The following is a 20,616-nucleotide window of genomic DNA, read 5'->3' on the forward strand; positions in this document are numbered from 1 at the left end:
CGTTCGACGGGATGTGCGACAACGCCGTCAAAACCAGCGGTTTTAACCATTTGAAACACACTGCCAGGACATTCAAGTCATGCGCAAAATACAGGAGCGAGCCGGCAGGTTCCGGGGTGTCCAGAAGTATCTTTTCAGAACGCCGTGACCCCACCATCCACCGCCAGTGAATGCCCGGTGGTGAACGCAGCACCATCGCTGCACAAGTACAGCACCGCGCTGGCGATTTCCTCCACCTTGCCAATGCGACCCACCGGATGCATGGCGTTGGCGAACTCGCCTTTCTTCGGGTCGGCTTCGTAAGCGCGGCGGAACATGTCGGTGTCGATCACCGCCGGGCATACCGCATTGACGCGGATTTTTTTCTTGGCGTATTCGATGGCAGCGGACTTGGTCAGGCCGATCACCGCGTGCTTGGACGCGGCGTAGATGCTCATCTTTGGCGCGGCGCCAAGGCCCGCCACCGAAGCTGTGTTAACGATTGCGCCGCCGCCCTGGGCCAGCAGCAACGGCAACTGATACTTCATGCACAGCCACACGCCTTTGACGTTGACGCCCATGATCGCGTCGAACTCGTCGACCGTGCCTTCGGCCAGTTTGCCCTTTTCGATCTCGATGCCGGCATTGTTGAAGGCATAGTCGAGACGGCCGTAGGTATTGACCACTTCATCCATCAGATTTTTTACTTCGCTTTCTACGGTGACATTGCACCGCACGAAGGTCGCTTCGCCGCCCGCCGTGCGAATCAGCGCCACCGTCCCCTCGCCACCCGCCGTGTCCATGTCGGCGACGACCACCTTCAAGCCCTCGGCGGCGAACGCCTGGGCGGTCGCACGGCCTATACCATTGGCGGCGCCCGTCACTACGGCTACCTGGCCGGAAAACGTCATGCTCATTGTTATGTCCTCGAAGAGATGCTTGCGGGGGTCGCGTTTCCCAGTCTAGCCACAGCGGCCCCTGCCGAGGCAGCACTATCAGGTGGCCGGTTGGCTGCCCATGAGTTGCAGTGATGGAACTGCCGTACCAACTATCACCGTTCTGGATAAACCTGCATTCGCCGCATCAGCCAAACTTGCGGCATCGCCCATGAAGGGCTATCAACAAGACTTCATTCATCTTGAGTGCCTGTCATGACCTCCCAGACCAATCGCCAGTTCCTGCTCGCCAAACGCCCAGTGGGCGCAGCCACCCGCGAGACGTTCACCTATCAGCAAGTACCGGTCGGCGAGCCAGCGGCAGGTGAGATTCTGGTCAAAAACGAATACCTGTCCCTGGACCCGGCCATGCGCGGCTGGATGAACGAAGGCAAGTCTTACATTCCGCCGGTGGGGCTTGGTGAAGTGATGCGCGCCTTGGGCGTCGGCCAGGTCGTTGCTTCGAACAATCCGCAGTTCGCCGTCGGCGACTACGTCAATGGTGCCTTGGGCGTGCAGGACTATTTCCTCGGTGAGCCGCGAGGTTTCTACAAGGTCGATCCGAAACTGGCGCCACTACCGCGTTATTTGTCCGCGTTGGGCATGACCGGCATGACCGCGTATTTCGCCTTGCTCGATGTCGGCGCACCGAAGGCCGGTGACACGGTGGTGCTGTCGGGTGCGGCCGGCGCGGTGGGCAGCATTGCCGGGCAAATCGCCAAGATCAAAGGTTGTCGTGTTGTCGGGATCGCTGGCGGCGCGGACAAGTGCAAGTTCCTGACCGAGGAATTGGGCTTCGACGGCGCTATCGACTACAAGAGCGAAGACGTCCTCGCCGGCCTCAAGCGCGAATGCCCGAAAGGCGTCGACGTGTATTTCGATAACGTCGGCGGCGATATTCTCGACGCGGTGTTGAGCCGTCTGAATATGAAGGCACGGGTGGTGATCTGCGGCGCCATCAGCCAGTACAACAACAAGGAAGCGGTCAAGGGCCCGGCCAACTACCTGTCGTTGCTGGTCAACCGCGCACGAATGGAAGGCTTTGTGGTGATGGACTACGCCGCACAGTACGCCAGTGCCGCGCAGGAAATGGCCGGCTGGATGGCCAAGGGGCAACTCAAGAGCAAGGAAGACATCGTGGAAGGACTGGAGACCTTCCCGGAGACGCTGATGAAATTGTTCAGCGGGGAGAATTTCGGCAAGTTGGTGCTGAATGTTTAATCCGAAATCTGACCCCACCCGGAAACCCACTGTGGGAGCGAGCCTGCTCGCTCCCACAGGTTTAGCGGTGTTTACGCCAGTTCGGCGACCACCGAAGCCAACGCTTGTGCCGGATCAGCCGCCTGGCTGATCGGACGACCGATCACCAGGTAGTCGGAACCGGCATCCAGCGCCTGACGCGGGGTCAGGATGCGGCGCTGATCGTCCTGGGCGCTGCCCGCCGGACGAATCCCCGGGGTCACCAGTTGCAGCGACGGATGTGCCGACTTCAGGGCCTGGGCTTCCAGGGCCGAACAAACCAGACCATCCATCCCGGCTTTTTCCGCCAATGCGGCCAGGCGCAGTACTTGCTCTTGCGGTTCGATGTCCAGGCCGATGCCCGCCAGATCCTCACGCTCCATGCTGGTCAACACGGTCACCCCGATCAGCAGAGGCTGCGGGCCGCTGCGCTTGTCCAGCACTTCACGGCAGGCCGCCATCATGCGCAGGCCACCGGAACAATGAACGTTGACCATCCACACGCCCATTTCCGCTGCCGCTTTCACTGCCATGGCGGTGGTGTTTGGAATGTCGTGGAACTTGAGGTCCAGGAACACTTCGAAACCCTTGTCACGCAGGGTGCCGACGATTTCCGAGGCGCAACTGGTGAAGAGTTCTTTACCGACTTTGACCCGGCACAGTTTCGGGTCCAACTGATCGGCCAGCTTCAGTGCGGCGTCACGGGTAGGGAAATCCAGGGCGACGATGATAGGAGTCTGGCAGGCGGACATGAATGGGCTCTCAGGCAAGTCGAAATCGGCGCGCATTGTAGCGGAACCAGCGCCGCTGCGGGACCCGATGATCGGTAAATCGTCGATGGCGCTCAGGCAAGACTAGCCTTTGCCACCATTGTGTCGAGTTCGGTACACACGCGACATGCCCGTACTTACTCTCGAAGACCATCGCGAGCAGTTGATTATTCGAGTGATCGACCAGGGCCTGGGCATCGCGGCGATCCACCGTGGGAGAGAGCCTGCTCGCGATTGCGGTATATCAGCCAACATTGATGTCGACTGACACGCCCTCATCGCGAGCTGGCTCGCTCTCACATGGACCGGGGTCATCCGAAGACTCAGCGCTTGCGCAGAATCACGCTACCGATCGAGTAACCGGCGCCGAACGAGCTGAGTACCGCCAGGGAACCGGCCGGCAGATCGTCCTGGTTCTTGTGGAACGAAATGACCGAACCGGCGGAACTGGTGTTGGCGTAGGTGTCGAGAATCACCGGCGCTTCCTGTTCGGTGGCGTCGCGACCGAGCAGTTTCTTCACGATCAGATGGTTCATGCTGAGGTTGGCCTGGTGCAGCCAGAAGCGCTTCACGTCGCTGACGTTGAGCTGGTTTTCTTCCAGGTGCTCGCCGATCAGTTCGGCCACCATCGGGCACACTTCCTTGAACACCTTGCGACCTTCCTGGACAAACAGTTTGTCCCTGGCCCCAATGCCCTCTTCCGCGGCGCGGTTGAGAAAGCCGAAGTTGTTGCGGATGTTGTTGGAGAACTTGGTCAGCAGCTTGGTGCTGACGATGTCGAACTGGTACTCGGACGTGGCCAGGTCGGCGCGTTCGATGATCACGGCAGTGGCCGCATCACCGAAGATGAAGTGACTGTCGCGGTCGCGGAAGTTCAAGTGGCCGGTGCAGACTTCCGGGTTGACCATCAGGATCGCCCGGGCCTGGCCCAGCTGGATGCTGTTGGCGGCGGCCTGAATGCCGAAGGTCGCCGAAGAACACGCCACGTTCATGTCGAAACCGAAACCCTGGATGCCCAGCGCTTCCTGTACTTCGATGGCGATGGCCGGGTAGGCGCGTTGCAGATTGGAACAAGCGACGATCACGCCGTCGATGTCCGCGGCGGTCTTGCCGGCGCGTTGCAAGGCTTGCTCGGCGGCGCCGATGGCCATCTGGCAGAGCACCGACCATTCGTCGTTGGAGCGTTCCGGCAGGCGTGGCGCCATGCGTTGCGGGTCGAGGATGCCTTCCTTGTCCATGACAAAGCGGCTTTTGATGCCGGATGCTTTTTCGATGAACGCTGCGCTGGACTCGGTCAATGCTTCGATTTCGCCGCGAGCGATGGCATCGGCGTTGTCGGCGTTGAACTGCGCGACGTAGGCATTGAAAGACTGCACCAGCTCTTCGTTGGAGATGCTGTTGGCCGGGGTGTAAAGGCCGGTGCCACTGATGACGACGTTATGCATGGTCGTGTCTCTAATCTGTTCAGGCAGAAAGCATTGGCACCGTCGTACCAATACACAAAGGGTCTATTCCCATCCGGGGGACGCAAACCTGGCATCGCTTTATTCCGATCTGCCCGCAGTGGCGAAGGCTCAAAACCGCGGGGCCGGCGTTTATAGGCGCGAAGTTTGCCATAAACCTTGGGTTTTGGCCCCTATTTGCTGGATAAGACAGTACAGCATCCTGTGGGATCGAGCCTGCTCGCGAAGGGGTCATCACATTCAACACCTGCATTGACTGACACACCGCTTTCGCGAGCAGGCTCCCTCCCACAGGTATTGTGCAAACCTCAGGTTCAGGGTTCGACCTGGGCCCACTGTTTGTTCAGGCGTTTGTCGGAGATGGGCACCTTGGTCCCCAACTGCTGGGCGAACAGTGAAACCCGGTATTCCTCCAGCCACCAGCGATACAGCTCCAGCTGCGGATCGCGCTTGCCTTCCTGGGCGTGCTTGTTGGCGCGGGTCTGGTATTGGGTCCAGAGTCCGGACAACTCGCCGCTCCAGACCCGGTCCCGTTGCACCTGAGCACCGATTTTCTCGAAGCGCTGTTCGATTGCCTTGAGATAACGCGGCAACTCCTTGAGCCATTGCATCGGCGTTTCCCGGACGAACCCCGGATACACCAGATGACTGAGCTGCTGCTTGATGTCATTAAGGGCCACGGCCTGTGCCAGATCGATCTTGCCCTTGAAGCGCTTTTGCAGGCCATGCCAGAGCTTGAGGATTTCCAATGTCAGTTTCGCCACCCGCTCGGCGTGCTCGGTCCACGCGCCACGCTTGCGTTCGGCCAACGACGCCAAACCGGCGCCGTCGCGAGGCAACGGGTCTTCACCCTCAAGAATGCAGCTGTCGAGACTGGCCAGCAGAATATCTTCCACCAGCGCATCGACGCGCCCCATGTCGCGGTACAGCAGGCCCAGCTCGGTCAGGCCCGGCAACTTGCCGCGCAGGAACTTCGCCGGTTCGGCCAGTTGTTGCATCAACAAACGCTGCAAGGCACGGCGATGCTGGAACTCCGCTTCGGCCGGGGTCGAGAAACGTCCTTCCTTGACCGTACCGCCCTCTTCCACCAACGCCGGATACACCGTCATCGACAGCCCGGCGATCTTCTGTTGGGTCTTCTCGGCGACCGCGGCAAACACCTTCGGCTCGACCGGCTGCTGGCTTTTCGCGGTTTGCGGCACCGCCAATGCGGCTTGGCTCGCTTCAGCGAAACGCGCGGTCAGCTCGGCCAGATCACGACCTTCACCGAGGAACTTGCCCTGGGCGTCGACGATTTCCAGGTTCATGCGCAAATGGCTTTCGACTTGCTGCGCCGCCTCGCTCCAGGCTTCATCGCTGACCCGGGCGCCGGTCATGCGCAGCAGCTCGCGGCCCAAAGCCTGAGGCAACGAGCCCTCGGCGAAGGTCATGCGTTGCAACGCGGCTTTGACGAAGTCCGGCACCGGCACGAAGTTCTTGCGCAACGCCTTGGGCAGGTTGCGCACAAGCGCGATGCACTTGGCTTCGATGACACCCGGCACCAGCCACTCCAGGCGCTCCGGCGGCAGCATCGGCAACAGCGGCGCCGGCACGCGCAAGGTGACGCCGTCACGCGGATGATTCGGTTCAAAGTGGTAGCTGAGAGCCAACTCCAGATCGCCGATGTGCAGCGTGTCCGGGTAATGCTGCGCGGTGACTTCGCTGGCTTCGCGGGCCAGCACGTCTTCTTCGCGCATGATCAGCAGCTGCGGGTCTTTCTGGCTGTTGATCCGATACCAGCTATCGAAGGTCGCGGTCTGATGGATCTCCGCTGGCAGCCGCGCATCGTAGAAGGCGTAGAGGGTTTCTTCGTCGGCGAGGATATCGCGACGTCGGGCCTTGGCTTCCAGTTCGTCGAGCTGTTCGAGCAATTGCTTGTTGGCGCTCAGGCACTTGGCTTTGGACTGGATTTCGCCACGCACCAGTGCTTCTCGGATGAACAACTCGCGAGACACCACCGGATCGACCGGGCCGTAATGCACCGGCCGGCGACCGACCACGATCAAGCCGAACAGGGTGATCTGCTCGAACGCCACGACCTGGCCGCGCTTCTTCTCCCAATGGGGCTCGAAGTGGTTTTTCTTGATCAGGTGTCCGGCCAGCGGTTCGATCCAGTCGGCATCGATTTTCGCCACCATCCGCGCGTAGAGCTTGGTGGTTTCCACCAGTTCGGCGGTCATCAGCCATTGCGGGCGCTTCTTGCCGATCCCCGACGACGGGTGAATCCAGAAACGCCGCTGCCGCGCGCCGAGGTAGTCGCCGTCTTCGGTTTTCTGGCCGATCTGACTGAGCAGGCCCACCAGCACCGCTTTGTGCAGTTTCGAATAGTCCGCCGGTTCTTTGTTGAGGCTCAGCTGCATGTCGCGGCAGATCAGGCTCAACTGGCGATGGGAATCGCGCCACTCGCGCAAGCGCAGGTAATTCAGGAAGTTCTTGCGGCACCAGTTTCGCAGCGGGCTGGCCGTCAGCGCCTGGCGCTGCTCTTCGAACCCGCGCCAGAGATTGACCAGCCCGGCGAAGTCCGAATCGGCATCCTTCCATTGTGCGTGGGCCTGATCCGCCGCTTGCTGACGCTCCGGCGGACGCTCGCGCGGGTCCTGGATCGACATCGCGCTGGCGACAATCAGCACTTCCTGCAAGCTGCCGAGCTTGGCCGCTTCGAGCAACATGCGGCCCATGCGCGGGTCCACCGGCAGCCGCGCCAATTGCCGACCGAGCGGGGTCAGCTGACTGTTGCGATCCACCGCAGAGAGTTCTTGCAGCAGGTTGTAGCCGTCGCTGATCGCCTTGCCATCCGGCGGCTCGATAAACGGGAACGCGGTGACTTCGCCTAGGCGCAAATGCAACATCTGCAAAATAACGGCGGCGAGGTTGGTCCGCAGAATTTCCGGATCGGTAAATTCCGGGCGCCCGAGGAAATCTTCTTCACTGTAGAGGCGCACGCAGATGCCCGGCTCGACCCGCCCGCAACGACCTTTACGCTGGTTGGCACTGGCCTGGGAAATCGCTTCGATGGGTAGGCGCTGAACCTTGGCGCGATAGCTGTAGCGACTGATGCGCGCGGTACCGCTGTCGATCACGTAGCGGATACCCGGCACGGTCAGCGAGGTTTCCGCGACGTTGGTTGCCAGCACCACACGGCGGCCAGGGTGCGACTGGAAAATCCGCTGCTGTTCAGCCGGCGACAGCCGCGCGTACAGCGGCAGAATTTCGGTGTGTTTGAGTTGGGCCTTGCGCAGCATGTCCGCAGCGTCGCGAATCTCGCGCTCGCCGGGCAGGAACACCAGCACGTCACCGGGACTGCGGCGTTCGCTGCGTTCGTAGGCGGCGATTTCATCGAGGGTGGCGAGGATCGCCTGATCGACGGTCAAGTCGTCCTCGACGCGGTTGCCCTCTTCGTCCTGCTCCAGGGTCAGCGGGCGATACCAGGTGTCCACCGGAAAAGTACGGCCGGAGACCTCGACAATCGGCGCATCGTCAAAGTGCCTGGAGAAGCGCTCCAGGTCGATAGTCGCCGAGGTGATGATGACTTTCAGGTCCGGGCGACGTGGCAGCAGGGTTTTCAGGTAACCGAGCAGGAAGTCGATGTTGAGGCTGCGCTCGTGGGCTTCGTCGACGATGATCGTGTCGTAGCGTTCCAGGTAGCGGTCGTTCTGGGTTTCCGCCAGCAGGATGCCGTCGGTCATCAGTTTGATCAGGGTGTTGGAATCGCTCTGATCCTCGAACCGCACCTGATAACCGACCAGCGCGCCCAACGGCGTGCCCAATTCTTCCGCGACCCGTGCGGCCACGCTGCGCGCGGCGATCCGGCGCGGCTGGGTGTGGCCGATCAGGCCATGCTGGCCACGACCGATTTCCAGGCAGATCTTCGGCAACTGGGTGGTTTTACCCGAACCGGTTTCGCCGGCGATGATCAGCACCTGATGCTTTTCCAGCGCTTTCTTGATTTCGTCGCGCTTGGCGGCAATCGGCAGGCTGTCGTCGTAACGAATCACCGGCAGGCTGGCACGGCGGGCCAGCACCTGATCACAGGACGCCTGCATGCGCGCCACCCATTGGGCCAGCTTGGCCTCATCGGGTTTCTTGCGCAGCTCAAGCAACTGCCGCCGCAGCCGGTGGCGGTCGGCGAGCATGGCGTGATCTAGGTTTTTCAGCAGTTTGTCGATGGAGGGCGATTCGTCGGTCATCGGGTACGCAATTCAGTCGTCTAGTGGCGCAAGGTCGGGGATTGTCGCAGATTTGCCATGGATTGGCTGTTTCTCCTGAAGGAGCTGTCGAGTGAAACGAGGCGGCGATCGTTTGATTTCAATATCAAAAGATCGCAGCCTTCGGCAGCGCCTACAGAGTCAGTTTTCGGCGCTTTTGCGTCGATACGGGAACACATCGATCACCTTCCCTGCCCGGATCGCCTCTTGCAGGCTTTTCCAGTAATCGGCGTTGTACAACTCGCCATGCAGTTGATCGAACAGCTTGCGCTGCCCCGAATCGGCAAACAGGAACGGCGGAAACTCTTCAGGGAACACATCCAGCGGCCCGATCGAGTACCACGGCTCGGACGCCATCTCATCTTCCGGCGTGCGCGGCTGCGGGATGTGGCGGAAGTTGGCTTCAGTCAGGAAGCAGATTTCGTCGTAGTCATAAAACACCACGCGACCGTGACGGGTCACGCCGAAGTTCTTCAGCAACATGTCGCCGGGAAAAATGTTCGCCGCCGCCAGTTGCTTGATCGCCAGGCCGTAATCGTCCAGCGCCTCGCGCACCTGAGCATCGTTGGCGTTTTCCAGATAGAGGTTCAGCGGCGTCATGCGGCGCTCGGTCCAGCAGTGGCGGATCAGCACCGTGTCGCCTTCCACCGACACCGTTGACGGCGCGACTTCCAGCAACTCTTCCAGGCACGCCGGATCGAACTTGCTCAGCGGAAAACGGAAGTCAGCGAACTCCTGGGTATCGGCCATGCGCCCGACGCGGTCGACGCTTTTCACCAGGCGATACTTTTCGATCACCGTGGCGCGGTCGACGTTTTTCGACGGCGAGAAACGGTCCTTGATGATTTTGAATACGGTGTTGAACCCCGGCAGCGTGAACACGCTCATGACCATGCCGCGCACACCGGGGGCCATGATGAACTGGTCGTCGGTGTTGGCCAGGTGATTGATCAGCGCTCGGTAAAACTCGGACTTGCCGTGCTTGTAGAAACCGATCGAGGTGTACAGCTCGGCGATGTGCTTGCCCGGCAAAATGCGTTTAAGGAAGCCGATGAACTCAGCCGGCACTGGCACATCCACCATGAAATACGAACGGGTGAACGAGAAAATGATCGACACGTCCGCCTCGTCGGTGATCAGCGCGTCGATCTGGATGCCGCGACCCTCGAGGTGCAGCAACGGAATGGCCAGCGGCCATTGTTCGTCGGCGGTGTAGATGCGCCCCACCAGGTAGGCGCCCTTGTTGCGGTAAAGCACCGAGGAAAACAGTTCGACGCTCAGTTCCGGGTCCTTGCACACCCAGTCCGGCAGGTTCTCGCGCAGTTGTGCTTCGAGGCGCTTGAGGTCGCCGGACAGGTCGGCGTATTCCTCGCTGAAGCGGTAATCGGCAAAGATGCTCGCGAGCATGCCGGACAATTGCCCCTGGGGTTTATAGGTGCGGGTTTGCGCAGCGCGGGCCCGGCGCAGGCTGGGTCGGGTGGTGTGGATAAACATGCAGCCATCGCTGATCAGGTCATGGCTGAACAAGCCGCAGAAAATCGAGTTGTACCAGGTCTCGGACAGTTCATCGTCGAAGCGCAGGTCGATCAGGCTGATGTAGGCGCTTTTCACCAGTGGCCAGCAGCTGACATCCAGCGTGTCGGTGTCAAATGCAGTGCGTAACCGCCCCACCGTTTCACTGACCTTTTCTTCATACAGGTTGATTCGCGCGGCCGACGCCGACTGCGTCTCCTGCCACTTGGCCTGTTCGAAGCGGGCCCGGGCGCCGTCGGTGATCTGGCGGAAATGCTCGCGGTAATCGTCAAAGCCATCGAGGATCAAGCGGGCGATGTCGGCGGCTGGCCATTGCTGCGGCATGGTGAGACCTCTGCGGGAATTCGTGAGCCTTGAGCTTAGCCAGTGAAACGGGTGCAGGAGAAGCGTAATTTTGTGACTGCCGCGTCATCAACGCCTAGTAGAGTTACCTGTTCGTTTTCCGGTTGCCATCGATCAGGCGCTCAGCAACACTCTGGCCCTCATCAAGGAAGGAACGCGCTGTGAACCCCGTCGATTTATTCCGTTTATTGTCGCTTGCGGCCATTTGGGGGGCGAGCTTCCTGTTCATGCGCATCATTGCGCCGGTGATAGGCAGCATCCCTACCGCTTTTTTCCGTGTGTCGATTGCCGCTGCCGGGTTGCTGGTGATTCTGGGGCTGATGCGCATCAGCTGGGATTTCAAGGGCAAACTGAAAACCGTGATGCTGCTCGGGGTGATCAACTCCGGGATTCCGGCGACGCTCTATTCGGTGGCCGCGCAGGTGCTGCCCGCCGGTTATTCGTCAATTTTCAATGCCACCACCCCTTTGATGGGCGTGCTCATCGGCGGCCTGTTTTTCCATGAGCGGCTCACCGGCGCCAAGCTCGGCGGCGTGTTCCTCGGGCTGTTCGGCGTGGGCGTGCTGACCCGTGCCGGTCCGGTGGCGTTCGATATGGAACTGCTGATGGGTGCCGTCGCCTGCCTGCTCGCGACCACGTGCTACGGATTTGCGGGCTTTCTGGCGCGCCGCTGGCTCGATCAGGCCGGCGGTCTCGACAGCCGCTTGTCGGCACTGGGCAGCATGCTCGGCGCGACGCTGTTCCTGCTGCCGCTGTTCGGCTACAGCGTTATCAGCCAACCACCGGCGAGCTGGGGCGGCTGGAGTGTCTGGCTATCGCTGCTGGGGTTGGGTCTGGGCTGCACGGCGTTTGCGTACATCATTTACTTCCGCCTCCTGAGCTCGGTTGGCCCGGTGAAATCGATGACCACGACCTTCCTGATCCCGTTGTTCGGTGTGTTGTGGGGCGCGCTGTTTCTGGATGAGCCGCTGTCGATGGCGCATATCTATGGCGGGGTGTTGATTGCCGTGGCGTTGTGGCTGGTGTTGAAACCGGCGCTGGTGAAGGTGGCTGGGGTAGCAGCCAAATAGATGTGTGGTGCCGTCGATGACGACATCGCTGGCAAGCCAGCTCTTACAGGGTTTGGTGTCGGACACTGTTTCCGTGCACTACGCCGAACCCGTGGGAGCTGGCTTGCCAGCGATAGCGATCACCCAGACACTACAAAGCTGACTGACTCACCTCCCCATCCACCAACCGCCGTATACCCAGCGGATTGGCATCCTGCAATGCCTCGGGCAACAACGCATCCGGGTAATTCTGGAAACACACCGGCCGCAGGAAGCGGTCAATGGCCAGCGTGCCCACCGACGTACCCCGGGAATCGGACGTCGCCGGATACGGTCCGCCATGCACCATCGCCTCGCACACCTCGACCCCGGTCGGATAGCTGTTGAGCAAAATCCGCCCGACTTTCTCCTGCAGCACCTCTGCCAGCCAACGATATTCCAGCAACTCGTCCGCCTCGCCGATCAAGGTCGCCGTCAATTGCCCGCGCAGGCCGTGCAACGCCGCCGCCAACTGAGCGCGATCTTCGACTTCGATGACGATGGTGGTCGGCCCGAACACCTCCTCCTGCAACAGTTCATCGCCCTTGAGCAACAGACTGACATCGGCCTTGAACACTTGTGGCTGCGCCTGGCTGCCCTGTTGCGGCTTGCCCGCCAGGTGCGTCAGGCCCGGATGTTCGTGCAACTCGCCCAGGCCTCGGCTGTAACTGGCCAAGGCCCCGGCGTTGAGCATGGTTTGCGGCGGTTGCTGGTTCATGTTGGCGCAGAAGGCTTCCAGGAACGTGCTGAACTGCGGCGAACGCAAGCCGATGACCAGACCCGGATTGGTACAGAACTGACCACAACCCAACGTCACCGAACCGGCCAGTTGCGCCGCGATCTGCTCACCGCGCACTGCCAGTGCCTCGGGCAACAGGAACACCGGGTTGATGCTCGACATCTCGGCGAACACCGGAATCGGCTGCGGCCGGGTCGCCGCCATGTGGCTCAAGGCATTACCGCCCTTGAGCGAACCAGTAAAGCCCACCGCCTGAATGGCCGGATGCTTGACCAGCCACTCACCGACGCCACCGCCATAAATCATGTTGAACACGCCAGCTGGCATTTCCGTGCGTTCGGCGGCGCGGAGGATGGCGTCCGCCACCCACTCGGCGGTCGCCATGTGCCCGCTGTGGGCCTTGAACACCACCGGGCAACCGGCAGCCAGCGCCGAAGCGGTATCGCCGCCAGCGGTGGAAAACGCCAACGGAAAGTTACTGGCGCCGAACACCGCCACTGGCCCCAGGGCGATGCGGTACTGACGCAGGTCAGGGCGCGGTAATGGCTGGCGATCCGGTAATGCGCGGTCGATGCGCGCACCGTAGAAATCACCGCGACGCAGCACTTTGGCGAACAGGCGCAACTGGCTGCTGGTGCGTCCCCGTTCCCCTTGAATGCGTCCGGCCGGCAATGCGGTTTCGCGGCACACGGTGGCGACGAAGTCATCGCCCAGTCCGTCGATTTCATCGGCAATGGCATCGAGGAACCGGGCACGTTTTTCCGCACTCAGGTTGCGATAGATCGGGTAAGCCGCAGCGGCGGCTTTGGCGGCTGCATCCACCTCACTTTCGGATGCCTGAAAAAATGTGCCGGGCAAGGGTTCGCCGGTGGTCGCATCGAGGCTTTGCAATTGCAAGGTGCCGTTGGCACTGCGGCGACCGCCGATGTAATTGTGTCCAGATAACGTGGTCATGTGGATTCCTTGATAGGAGGCTGCACCTGCTGCGATTCACTGCAGGAGCGAGCAAGCTCGCGCCTGCAGCGGGTTCGATTCAGAGCGCTCGAATTTGGCCGATGGGCAACGGCTGGGCACTCTCGCCAATGCCGTTCTCCAGTGGCGCACCGAACTCGTCGAGGCTGATCTCAAAGCGATCCCCCGGCTGGGTCTTCACACCGTCGGCGAACGACAGGGTCGCGGTGCCGAAGTAATGCACATGAACGTCGCCTGGGCGCAAAAACTGCGCGTACTTGAAGTGGTGGAATTCAAGGTTGGCCAGGCTGTGGCACATGTTGTCTTCGCCGCTGAGAAACGCCTTCTCCCAGATCGTTTCGCCATTGCGCTGGATGCGGCTGGTGCCGACCAGATACTTAGGCAACTCACCGACGCGCAGCTCCGGACCGTAGGAGCAACTGCGCAGTTTCGAGTGGGCGAGGTACAGGTAATTGCGCCGTTCCATGACATGGTCGGAGAACTCATTGCCCAAGGCATAACCGACGCGATATGGCTGGCCATCGTCGCCAATCACGTAGAGGCCGGTCAGCTCCGGTTCTTCACCGGCGTCCTCGGCAAACGGCGGTACCGGGAAGTCCGCGCCGGGGCGCACGACGATGCTGCCGTCGCCTTTGTAGAACCATTCCGGTTGCGCCCCGACCTGCCCCGCCGTGGGTTTGCCGCCTTCAAGGCCCCATTTGAAAATGCGCATGGTGTCGGTCATGCCGACTTCCACCGCACCTTCCTGCTGGTGCATTTTGTCTCGCGCCGAGGCGCTGCCCAAGTGGGTCAGGCCGGTGCCGCTGATCAGGCAATGGGCCGGGTCTTCATGGTCGAGTGGCGGCAGGACTTTGCCTTGTTGCAACAGCTGTGCGTAATCCGGGCCCGGCTCGGTGCCGCGCGAGGCGACTTCTTCTTGCAGGCTGCGTTTGCCGCGGATCGCGGCGAGCGCCAGTTGACGGGTGTTGCGGGCGCCTTTGAGCACTTGGATTTGTACTCCGTCGACGAGTCCGACCTGGCGCTCCCCGTTGGCGTTTTCGAATTGAATCAGGCGCATGCTGGCCTCCAGAAATTCAGGGTGGGCGCCACAGGTTTGCGGCGCCTCCAGGTCACTCGATGATGTTGAAGTCGCTCAAGTACTCATCGGAGATTTCCAGGCCCAGGCCCGGCTTGTTGTCGTCGAGCTGGATGTAGCCGTTGACCGGTTGCGGCTCGCCCTTGAACACGTAGTAGAAGAGCTCGTTGCCGACTTCGACGTCGAACACCGGGAAGAACTCGGCCATTGGCGAAGCCGTGGTGGACATGGTCAGGTGGTAGTTGTGCATCTGCCCGGCGTGGGGGATCACCGGCACCGACCAGGCTTCGGCCATGGCGTTGATCTTGCGCGCGGCGGTGATGCCGCCGACGCGATTGGTGTCGTACTGGATTACGTCGATGGCACGGCGTTCCAGCAGGTCTTTGAAGCCGTAGGAAGTGAACTCGTGCTCGCCGCCGGAGATCGGCATGATCCCCATCTTCTTCAGCTCGATGTAGCCTTCGATGTCATCGGCGATCACTGGCTCTTCCAGCCAGCGCGGTTCGAATTCGGCCAGTTTCGGCAACATGCGTCGCGCGTACTCCAGGGTCCAGCCCATGTAGCATTCGAGCATGATGTCGACGTCGGGACCGGCCAGATTGCGCAGCGCGCGTACTTGTTCGATGTTTTTGCGCATGCCCGCCGGGCCATCTTTCGGCCCGTAGCCAAAGCGCATTTTCAGAGCGGTGAAGCCTTGGTTCAGGTAGCCCTGGGCTTCCTCGAGGAACAGGTCGAGGTTGTCGTTGGCGTAGAGCTTGGAGGCGTAGGTCCAGATCTTTTCCTTGGTGCGACCGCCAAGCAGTTTGAAGACGGGTTTGTTGACCGCTTTGCCCATGATGTCCCAGATCGCGATGTCGATCGCCGAGATCGCCGCCATGCCAATGCCTTTGCGGCCCCAGGCGTGGCTCTGGCGGTACATTTTCTGCCAGATGTATTCGTTGTCGAACGGGTCTTCGCCAATGGCGATCGGCGCGAGGTAAGTGTCGATGATTTCCTTGGCCACACGTGGCGCCAGGGCGCAGTTACCGATGCCGACAAGACCGGTGTCGGTCTCGACTTCCACCACCAGCCAGCCGTGGAAACGGAACGAGCCCATGGCGTCGCCGCGTTCGAACAGGATGTCGCTGGCGTTGGTGCAGAAGTGCGCTTGAGGGGGGACGACTTTGCCTTTCCACTCGAAAACGCGGGTACGGATCGCTTTGATTTTCATGAATACAGTTTCCTTGCGCTGCCGGCTTCTTGTAATTGTTGAGTCGCTGCGCGGAGCCGCTCGGGTGAACGGTTCCAGGCATTCGATGGAGCGACTTTAGCCAGCGCCAAGGGAGTGCGGATAATCACTTATGCGTATCCGGCGATAACCTGGGGTGATGGCATCCAGCGATTTCTTGGCAGATCAGGATATCGGGCATACACAAACCACTGTGGGAGCGGGCTTGCCCGCGATAGCGGTCTGACAGGCACCTAAAAGGTGTCTGCACTGCCGTCATCGCGGGCAGGCCCGCTCCCACAGGGTTATGTGTTGCTCGGAAATTGCGGTGTCAGTAGCTGTTGGCGCCCATCCGGCAGGCGATTTCGAACGCCTGGCGGGTTGCGCCGACGTTTGCCTTGCCCTGCCCCGCAATATCGAACGCGGTGCCATGGGCCGGGGTGGTGATCGGGATTGGCAAGCCGCCCTGCACCGTCACGCCCCGTGAAAAGCCCATCAACTTGATCGCGATCTGGCCCTGGTCGTGGTACATGGTCACGACCGCGTCGAAGGCACTGGCATCGCCCTGGACCTTGAGGAAAATCGTGTCCCCGGGATACGGCCCTTCCGCCGCGATCCCCAGCGCCTGTGCCGAGCGCACGGCTGGGCCGATGATGTCCAGTTCCTCACGGCCAAACGAACCATTGTCGCCGTTGTGCGGGTTCAAACCGCAAACGCCGATACGCGGTTTCTCCAGGCCATTGCGCTTGAGCGCAGTGTCGATCAGTTGAATCGCTTCAACCACCCGCTGCTCACTGAGCAGACCCGAAACCTCGGCCAGAGCCACGTGGGAAGTCACCCGTGAAGTCCACAGATTGTCGAGCACATTGAATTCGCAGAACGGCCCGTGGAAATCCAGCAGCTCGGCAAACCAGTGCAGTTCGTCGTTGTGCGCCATGCCGGCCATGTGCAGCGAGGTTTTGTTCAGCGGCCCGAACAGGATCGCGTCGGAGGTCCCGGCTTCGGTCAGGCGCAGGGCCTGCTCCAGCGTATCGAGGCTGTAGCGACCGCCAATCACACTGGCCTCGTTGCGCGAGAATTCACCGACCGCCTCACCGCGAAAGTCGTAGAACAGTGGCGTGTCATCGACAAACTCCAACGTCTGCAAAGTCTCCACTCGCCGATAAGGAAATTCGGACCCGGCGATGCGCATGCCACGACGCATTTCGGCTTCGTCGGCGATCAGGATCACGTTGGCCTTGCTGCGCACTTCGGGCTCGGCGAGCAAACGTGCAATCAACTCCGGGCCAATGCCCGCCGGGTCACCGAGGACCATGGCGATAGTGGTTTTTTTCATGCTTCACTCCTCAAGAATTCAGGACGCGCCCGGTCAATGGCGCAAGGTTCGCAGCGATAGATGCGCTGCGCGTTGCTGTAGAACAGTCGCTCCTGATCAGCCAGTGGCAGATCGGCGACGATGGCTTTGAAACCGCTGTAGATGTCGTCGAACGAGCCGCACAGGCTGTCCACCGGAAAATTGCTGGCGAACATCGCCCGATGGGTGCCGAACATCGCGATGACTTCGCGCACGATCCAGGCATTGTCCTTGGCGCGCCATTTCCGGCCGCCCTGCCCCAGCCCGGATATCTTCACCTGCACGTTCGGCCATTGGGCCAGCCGCGCCATCGCCAGACGCCAACCCGCCAGACCTTCGGCACTGCGGTCGTTGGGCAACCCGGCGTGATTTAGGATCAGGGTGATGCCGGGAAAATCCCGAGCCAGGCGCTCGGCCTCATGCAGGTTCCACCACGGCGTCTGCAAATCGAAATGCAGGCCCAGACCTTCCAGCGCGGCGTAACTGCGGCGCCAGTGTTCGTCGCTCATCAGGCTGCGCATATGCCCGACCTGCTCCGGTGCAATCGGCCCGCCGGGTTTGTGCCGGACACTGCGCACCTGCTTGAAGCGCGCCTGTTCGCTCAACACATCGATGGCGTCCGGGTGATCGAGCCAGGCTTGCGCGACGACCGCATTGGGCACGCCATAACAGGCAGCCAGTTGCTCGATGAAACGGGTTTCGCCAATCGGGTCCTGCGGGTTCCACTCCGTCTCGACGTACACCGTTTGCACGACGTTATGCGGCCCGGCGTCGGCAAAGTAATCCTCGGGAAAATAGCGACGCTTGATCGCGCTGTAGTCGCCGTAGCGAAACGGCACATTGGCCTCGGGGGCGAGCCACGGGTGATCGTTGATAGCCGGGTCCCAGAAGTGATGATGGGCGTCAATGATCGGGCCGTCCCATTGCGCATTAGTCATGGCGCACCTCATCCAGGCTGATGAACAACGTCGCCAGCACGAACACTGCCGAGCACGCCGCGAAGAATCCCAGCACTGGGGCAAAACCACCGGACATTTGCAGGATCACCCCTACCAGGATCGGCACCGCGATGCCGCCGGTGCTGCCGGCCATGTTCATCACACCGCCAATCAAACCGACCCGCGCCGGTGCGGCGAGCAATGCCGGGAAGCTCCAGTAGAGGCTGCCCCACATCAGGAAAAACGCGGTCATGGCCAGCAACGCCACCGCGGCAAAAGGATTGCTCAGGGTGGGCAACAACAGGAACGCGCCAAGGGCGATCAGGCCGGAGAACGCCAGCAGGCTCTTGACCGCCACACCACGACTGACGCCCTTGCGGATCAAACCGTCGCAGAGGAACCCACCGGTCAGCGAACCCAGCGCACCACAGACAAAAATCACAAATGTCGCCGCGCCAATGCCCTTGATATCAAAGCCGCGCGCCTGGGACAGATAACTCGGCCCCCAGGTCAGCAAACCGAAATACACCATCGCCCAACTGGCCCGGCCAATCAGCAGACCGCTCAGGGAACGGGTGGCAATGCCCAGGCCCTTGACCGGTGCGCGTGCAGTTTCGGCGGCCGGTGTCGCGCGTCCGGCGTTGATTTTTTCCAGCTCCAGTTCATTGACCTGCGGATGGCTGGCCGGGTCGTCGCGCAGATAACGCCACGCCAGCCAGGCCAGGGCCAGGGTCGCGACACCGGCGATCACAAATGCCAGGCGCCAGGAGTCCAGCGAAGCAATCAGATAAGCGATGATCAATCCGCCCAACGCCACACCCAAGGGGCTGCCGCTGTCCATCAGCACCGCGCCACGGCTGCGTTCGCTGGGCGCCAGCCACAGGGAAATCAACTTGCCGCCGGACGGGAACAGAGGCGCTTCCGAAGCCCCCAGCGCCACGCGGGCGAACAGCAACGACAAGCCACCGGAGGCAAACGCCGCCAGCACCTGAAACGTACCCCACAACCCGGTGGACCAACTGATGACCCGATGCGGACCGAAGCGATCGATCATCCAGCCGCCAGGTATCTGCAACAGCGCGTAGGCCCAGAAGAAACTGCTGAGGATCAGGCCTTGCATGCTCGGCGACAGGGAAAACTCATCGGCGATGGTCGGCATCGCGATGGAAAGCGACACCCGGTCGATCAGGTTGACCATGGTCAACGCGAAGACGATCGCGAAGATCCGCCAGCGCACACTGCTGGCCTTGGCGGCGTTGGCCTGCGGTTCAGCCGCGACGGCGGACGGAGTCTCCGCGCCGGGCAGATGCAGGGAAGCACTGGGACGAGCCATGGTGCGTACCTCTTTATTATTTTTGTGGAGACTGCAGCGCCGCTTTATCGCGGCGGTTTGTGAGCACTATCGAAGGCTCAGTGATAACCGTCTAATCAAAACTTGAAATACGGCGATAGCCTCGGGTTATGTCATGCCCTGCTTTCAACGAGCTTTCAGCGTTGGCACGCCTGCTCTCCTGCAGGAGCGGCTTGCTCGCACCTGCAGAAAGCCTGCTTCGTTTGTCTTGCTATAACCCCAGGCTATCGGTGTATGTATTGTTTTGACTAGACGCGGCGACCGCGCCTTCCCACACTCAGGCCAGGCTTGCGGCTTCACAGCGCAGACAAGTCACTCATAACAACTACAAAAACGAGGCTCTTCCATCATGCGAAATGCATTCGTCCGTCGCACTTCCCGTCTGGTCCTTGGCTGCACCCTGATTGCCGCCGGCGCCCTTCCCGCTCTCGCCCAGGCCGCCTGGCAACCGGACAAGAACGTCGAAATCGTTGTCGCCGGCGGCCCCGGTGGCGGAACCGATCAACTCGGTCGCCTGATCCAGTCAATCATCACCACTCACAAGCTGCTCGACGTCAATACCATCGTCCTCAACAAGGGCGGCGGCAACGGCGCCGAAGCGTTCCTCGACATGAAAATGAACAAGGGCGATGCCGAGAAACTGGTGATCGGCACCAACAACATCTACCTGTTACCGCTGGTGTCCAAGCTCGGTTACCAGTGGCAGGAGCTGACGCCGATTGCCGCCGTGGCCGAGGACGACTTCATCCTCTGGAGCTACAAGGGCGCACCGTGGAAAGACGCGAAAAGCTTCTACGAAGCGGCCAAGGCTGATCCATCGAAACTGCGCATGGGTGGCAGCCAGTCCAAGGACGTCGACCAGACCCTGACCCTGCTGCTCAACCAGACCAACAACAGCAAACTGGTGTACATCCCGTTCAAGAGCGGCAGTGAAGCCGCGACGCAACTGGCCGGCAAACACATCGCTGCCAACGTCAACAACCCCAGCGAAAGCATCAGCCAATGGCGTGGCGATCAGGTCGAGCCGCTCTGTGTGTTCAGTCAGGAACGCATGAGCTACACCGAGAAGGTGGCTGGCGATAAATCCTGGGCCGACGTACCGACCTGCCACGAACAAGGCCTGGGTATCGACCAATATCGCTTCCCGCGCACCGTGTTCATGCCCGGCGATGTCAGCGCCGAACAACGGGCGTTTTATGTCGAGCTGATGCGCAAAGTCACGCAGACCGATGAGTTCAAGGCCTACGTAAAGCAAAACGCGCTGGTGCCAACCTTCCTCGAAGGCGAACCGCTGACCGCCTACATCGAAAAAGACACCGCCCGCGTCACGCCGGTGTTCAAGGAAGCCGGCTGGCTGAAAAACTGAAGTTGCCAGGGCCGCTCGCCC

General features: G+C 61.0%; 15 protein-coding genes. 4 read left to right on the forward strand and 11 right to left on the reverse strand.

What is annotated here, in order from left to right; all coding sequences use genetic code 11:
* Positions 1–134: 134 nt before the first annotated feature.
* Complete coding sequence (locus BVK86_RS16580; protein WP_075947444.1) at positions 135–896, reverse strand: SDR family oxidoreductase; 762 nt, start codon at positions 894–896, stop codon at positions 135–137.
* Positions 897–1,130: 234 nt separating this feature from the next.
* Here BVK86_RS16580 and BVK86_RS16585 point away from each other — a divergent pair, with 234 nt between their 5' ends.
* The gene (locus BVK86_RS16585) at positions 1,131–2,135 is read left to right on the forward strand and encodes an NADP-dependent oxidoreductase (protein WP_075947445.1); all 1,005 of its coding nucleotides are present in this window, start codon (positions 1,131–1,133) and stop codon (positions 2,133–2,135) included.
* Positions 2,136–2,206: 71 nt separating this feature from the next.
* On the opposite strand, the gene pyrF is transcribed toward BVK86_RS16585, so the two are convergent.
* The gene (gene pyrF / locus BVK86_RS16590) at positions 2,207–2,905 is read right to left on the reverse strand and encodes an orotidine-5'-phosphate decarboxylase (protein ID WP_162279042.1); all 699 of its coding nucleotides are present in this window, start codon (positions 2,903–2,905) and stop codon (positions 2,207–2,209) included.
* 145 nt (positions 2,906–3,050) lie between these two features.
* On the opposite strand from pyrF, the gene BVK86_RS29815 reads away from it, so the two are divergent.
* Positions 3,051–3,191, forward strand: a complete 141-nt coding sequence (locus BVK86_RS29815; RefSeq protein WP_157720441.1) for a hypothetical protein — start codon at positions 3,051–3,053, stop codon at positions 3,189–3,191.
* 55 nt (positions 3,192–3,246) lie between these two features.
* Here the strand turns inward: BVK86_RS29815 and BVK86_RS16595 are convergent, their stop codons facing one another.
* The 3 genes from BVK86_RS16595 to aceK all read right to left on the reverse strand — a co-directional run bounded on the left by BVK86_RS16595 (position 3,247) and on the right by aceK (position 10,487).
* Complete coding sequence (locus tag BVK86_RS16595; RefSeq protein ID WP_075947447.1) at positions 3,247–4,368, reverse strand: beta-ketoacyl-ACP synthase III; 1,122 nt, start codon at positions 4,366–4,368, stop codon at positions 3,247–3,249.
* A gap of 332 nt (positions 4,369–4,700) precedes the next feature.
* Positions 4,701–8,612: an ATP-dependent RNA helicase HrpA gene (gene hrpA / locus BVK86_RS16600; RefSeq protein WP_075947448.1), complete on the reverse strand. Its 3,912-nt coding sequence runs from the start codon at positions 8,610–8,612 to the stop codon at positions 4,701–4,703.
* Positions 8,613–8,771: 159 nt separating this feature from the next.
* Positions 8,772–10,487, reverse strand: a complete 1,716-nt coding sequence (gene aceK / locus BVK86_RS16605) for a bifunctional isocitrate dehydrogenase kinase/phosphatase (RefSeq protein WP_075947449.1) — start codon at positions 10,485–10,487, stop codon at positions 8,772–8,774.
* A gap of 179 nt (positions 10,488–10,666) precedes the next feature.
* Here aceK and BVK86_RS16610 point away from each other — a divergent pair, with 179 nt between their 5' ends.
* On the forward strand, positions 10,667–11,575 hold the full coding sequence (locus BVK86_RS16610; RefSeq protein ID WP_075947450.1) for a DMT family transporter: 909 nt from the start codon (positions 10,667–10,669) through the stop codon (positions 11,573–11,575).
* Between the two features lie 130 nt (positions 11,576–11,705).
* Here the strand turns inward: BVK86_RS16610 and BVK86_RS16615 are convergent, their stop codons facing one another.
* From BVK86_RS16615 to BVK86_RS16640, 6 genes are all read right to left on the reverse strand, one after another.
* Positions 11,706–13,286 (reverse strand): aldehyde dehydrogenase (NADP(+)), encoded by a 1,581-nt coding sequence (locus BVK86_RS16615; protein ID WP_075947451.1) that lies wholly within the window; start codon positions 13,284–13,286, stop codon positions 11,706–11,708.
* A 79-nt stretch (positions 13,287–13,365) separates the two neighbouring features.
* Positions 13,366–14,361 (reverse strand): AraD1 family protein, encoded by a 996-nt coding sequence (gene araD1, locus BVK86_RS16620; protein WP_075947452.1) that lies wholly within the window; start codon positions 14,359–14,361, stop codon positions 13,366–13,368.
* A gap of 52 nt (positions 14,362–14,413) precedes the next feature.
* On the reverse strand, positions 14,414–15,589 hold the full coding sequence (locus BVK86_RS16625; protein WP_034150001.1) for an L-rhamnonate dehydratase: 1,176 nt from the start codon (positions 15,587–15,589) through the stop codon (positions 14,414–14,416).
* 328 nt (positions 15,590–15,917) lie between these two features.
* A complete protein-coding gene (locus tag BVK86_RS16630) occupies positions 15,918–16,922 on the reverse strand; it encodes a 4-hydroxythreonine-4-phosphate dehydrogenase PdxA (protein WP_075947453.1) in 1,005 nt (334 codons plus the stop codon).
* Positions 16,919–17,878, reverse strand: a complete 960-nt coding sequence (locus BVK86_RS16635) for an amidohydrolase family protein (protein WP_075947454.1) — start codon at positions 17,876–17,878, stop codon at positions 16,919–16,921. Before BVK86_RS16635 ends, BVK86_RS16630 begins: the two co-directional genes overlap by 4 nt.
* On the reverse strand, positions 17,871–19,211 hold the full coding sequence (locus tag BVK86_RS16640; protein WP_075947455.1) for an MFS transporter: 1,341 nt from the start codon (positions 19,209–19,211) through the stop codon (positions 17,871–17,873). The genes BVK86_RS16635 and BVK86_RS16640 overlap by 8 nt, the downstream gene beginning before the upstream one ends.
* Before the next feature lie 367 nt (positions 19,212–19,578).
* Between BVK86_RS16640 and BVK86_RS16645 the strand changes: the two genes are divergently transcribed.
* Complete coding sequence (locus BVK86_RS16645) at positions 19,579–20,595, forward strand: Bug family tripartite tricarboxylate transporter substrate binding protein (RefSeq protein ID WP_075947456.1); 1,017 nt, start codon at positions 19,579–19,581, stop codon at positions 20,593–20,595.
* Positions 20,596–20,616: the final 21 nt, after the last annotated feature.

It is taken from the genome of Pseudomonas reinekei (assembly GCF_001945365.1).
Lineage (GTDB): Bacteria > Pseudomonadota > Gammaproteobacteria > Pseudomonadales > Pseudomonadaceae > Aquipseudomonas > Aquipseudomonas reinekei.

Bases quoted from the DNA above. Each gene is read 5' to 3' on its own strand.
- BVK86_RS16580 (WP_075947444.1), bottom strand. From the start codon at position 896: ATGAGCATGACGTTTTCCGGCCAGGTAGCCGTAGTGACGGGCGCCGCC.
- BVK86_RS16585 (WP_075947445.1), top strand. From the start codon at position 1,131: ATGACCTCCCAGACCAATCGCCAGTTCCTGCTCGCCAAACGCCCAGTG.
- pyrF (WP_162279042.1), bottom strand. From the start codon at position 2,905: ATGTCCGCCTGCCAGACTCCTATCATCGTCGCCCTGGATTTCCCTACC.
- BVK86_RS29815 (WP_157720441.1), top strand. From the start codon at position 3,051: ATGCCCGTACTTACTCTCGAAGACCATCGCGAGCAGTTGATTATTCGA.
- BVK86_RS16595 (WP_075947447.1), bottom strand. From the start codon at position 4,368: ATGCATAACGTCGTCATCAGTGGCACCGGCCTTTACACCCCGGCCAAC.
- hrpA (WP_075947448.1), bottom strand. From the start codon at position 8,612: ATGACCGACGAATCGCCCTCCATCGACAAACTGCTGAAAAACCTAGAT.
- aceK (WP_075947449.1), bottom strand. From the start codon at position 10,487: ATGCCGCAGCAATGGCCAGCCGCCGACATCGCCCGCTTGATCCTCGAT.
- BVK86_RS16615 (WP_075947451.1), bottom strand. From the start codon at position 13,286: ATGACCACGTTATCTGGACACAATTACATCGGCGGTCGCCGCAGTGCC.
- araD1 (WP_075947452.1), bottom strand. From the start codon at position 14,361: ATGCGCCTGATTCAATTCGAAAACGCCAACGGGGAGCGCCAGGTCGGA.
- BVK86_RS16625 (WP_034150001.1), bottom strand. From the start codon at position 15,589: ATGAAAATCAAAGCGATCCGTACCCGCGTTTTCGAGTGGAAAGGCAAA.
- BVK86_RS16630 (WP_075947453.1), bottom strand. From the start codon at position 16,922: ATGAAAAAAACCACTATCGCCATGGTCCTCGGTGACCCGGCGGGCATT.
- BVK86_RS16635 (WP_075947454.1), bottom strand. From the start codon at position 17,878: ATGACTAATGCGCAATGGGACGGCCCGATCATTGACGCCCATCATCAC.
- BVK86_RS16640 (WP_075947455.1), bottom strand. From the start codon at position 19,211: ATGGCTCGTCCCAGTGCTTCCCTGCATCTGCCCGGCGCGGAGACTCCG.
- BVK86_RS16645 (WP_075947456.1), top strand. From the start codon at position 19,579: ATGCGAAATGCATTCGTCCGTCGCACTTCCCGTCTGGTCCTTGGCTGC.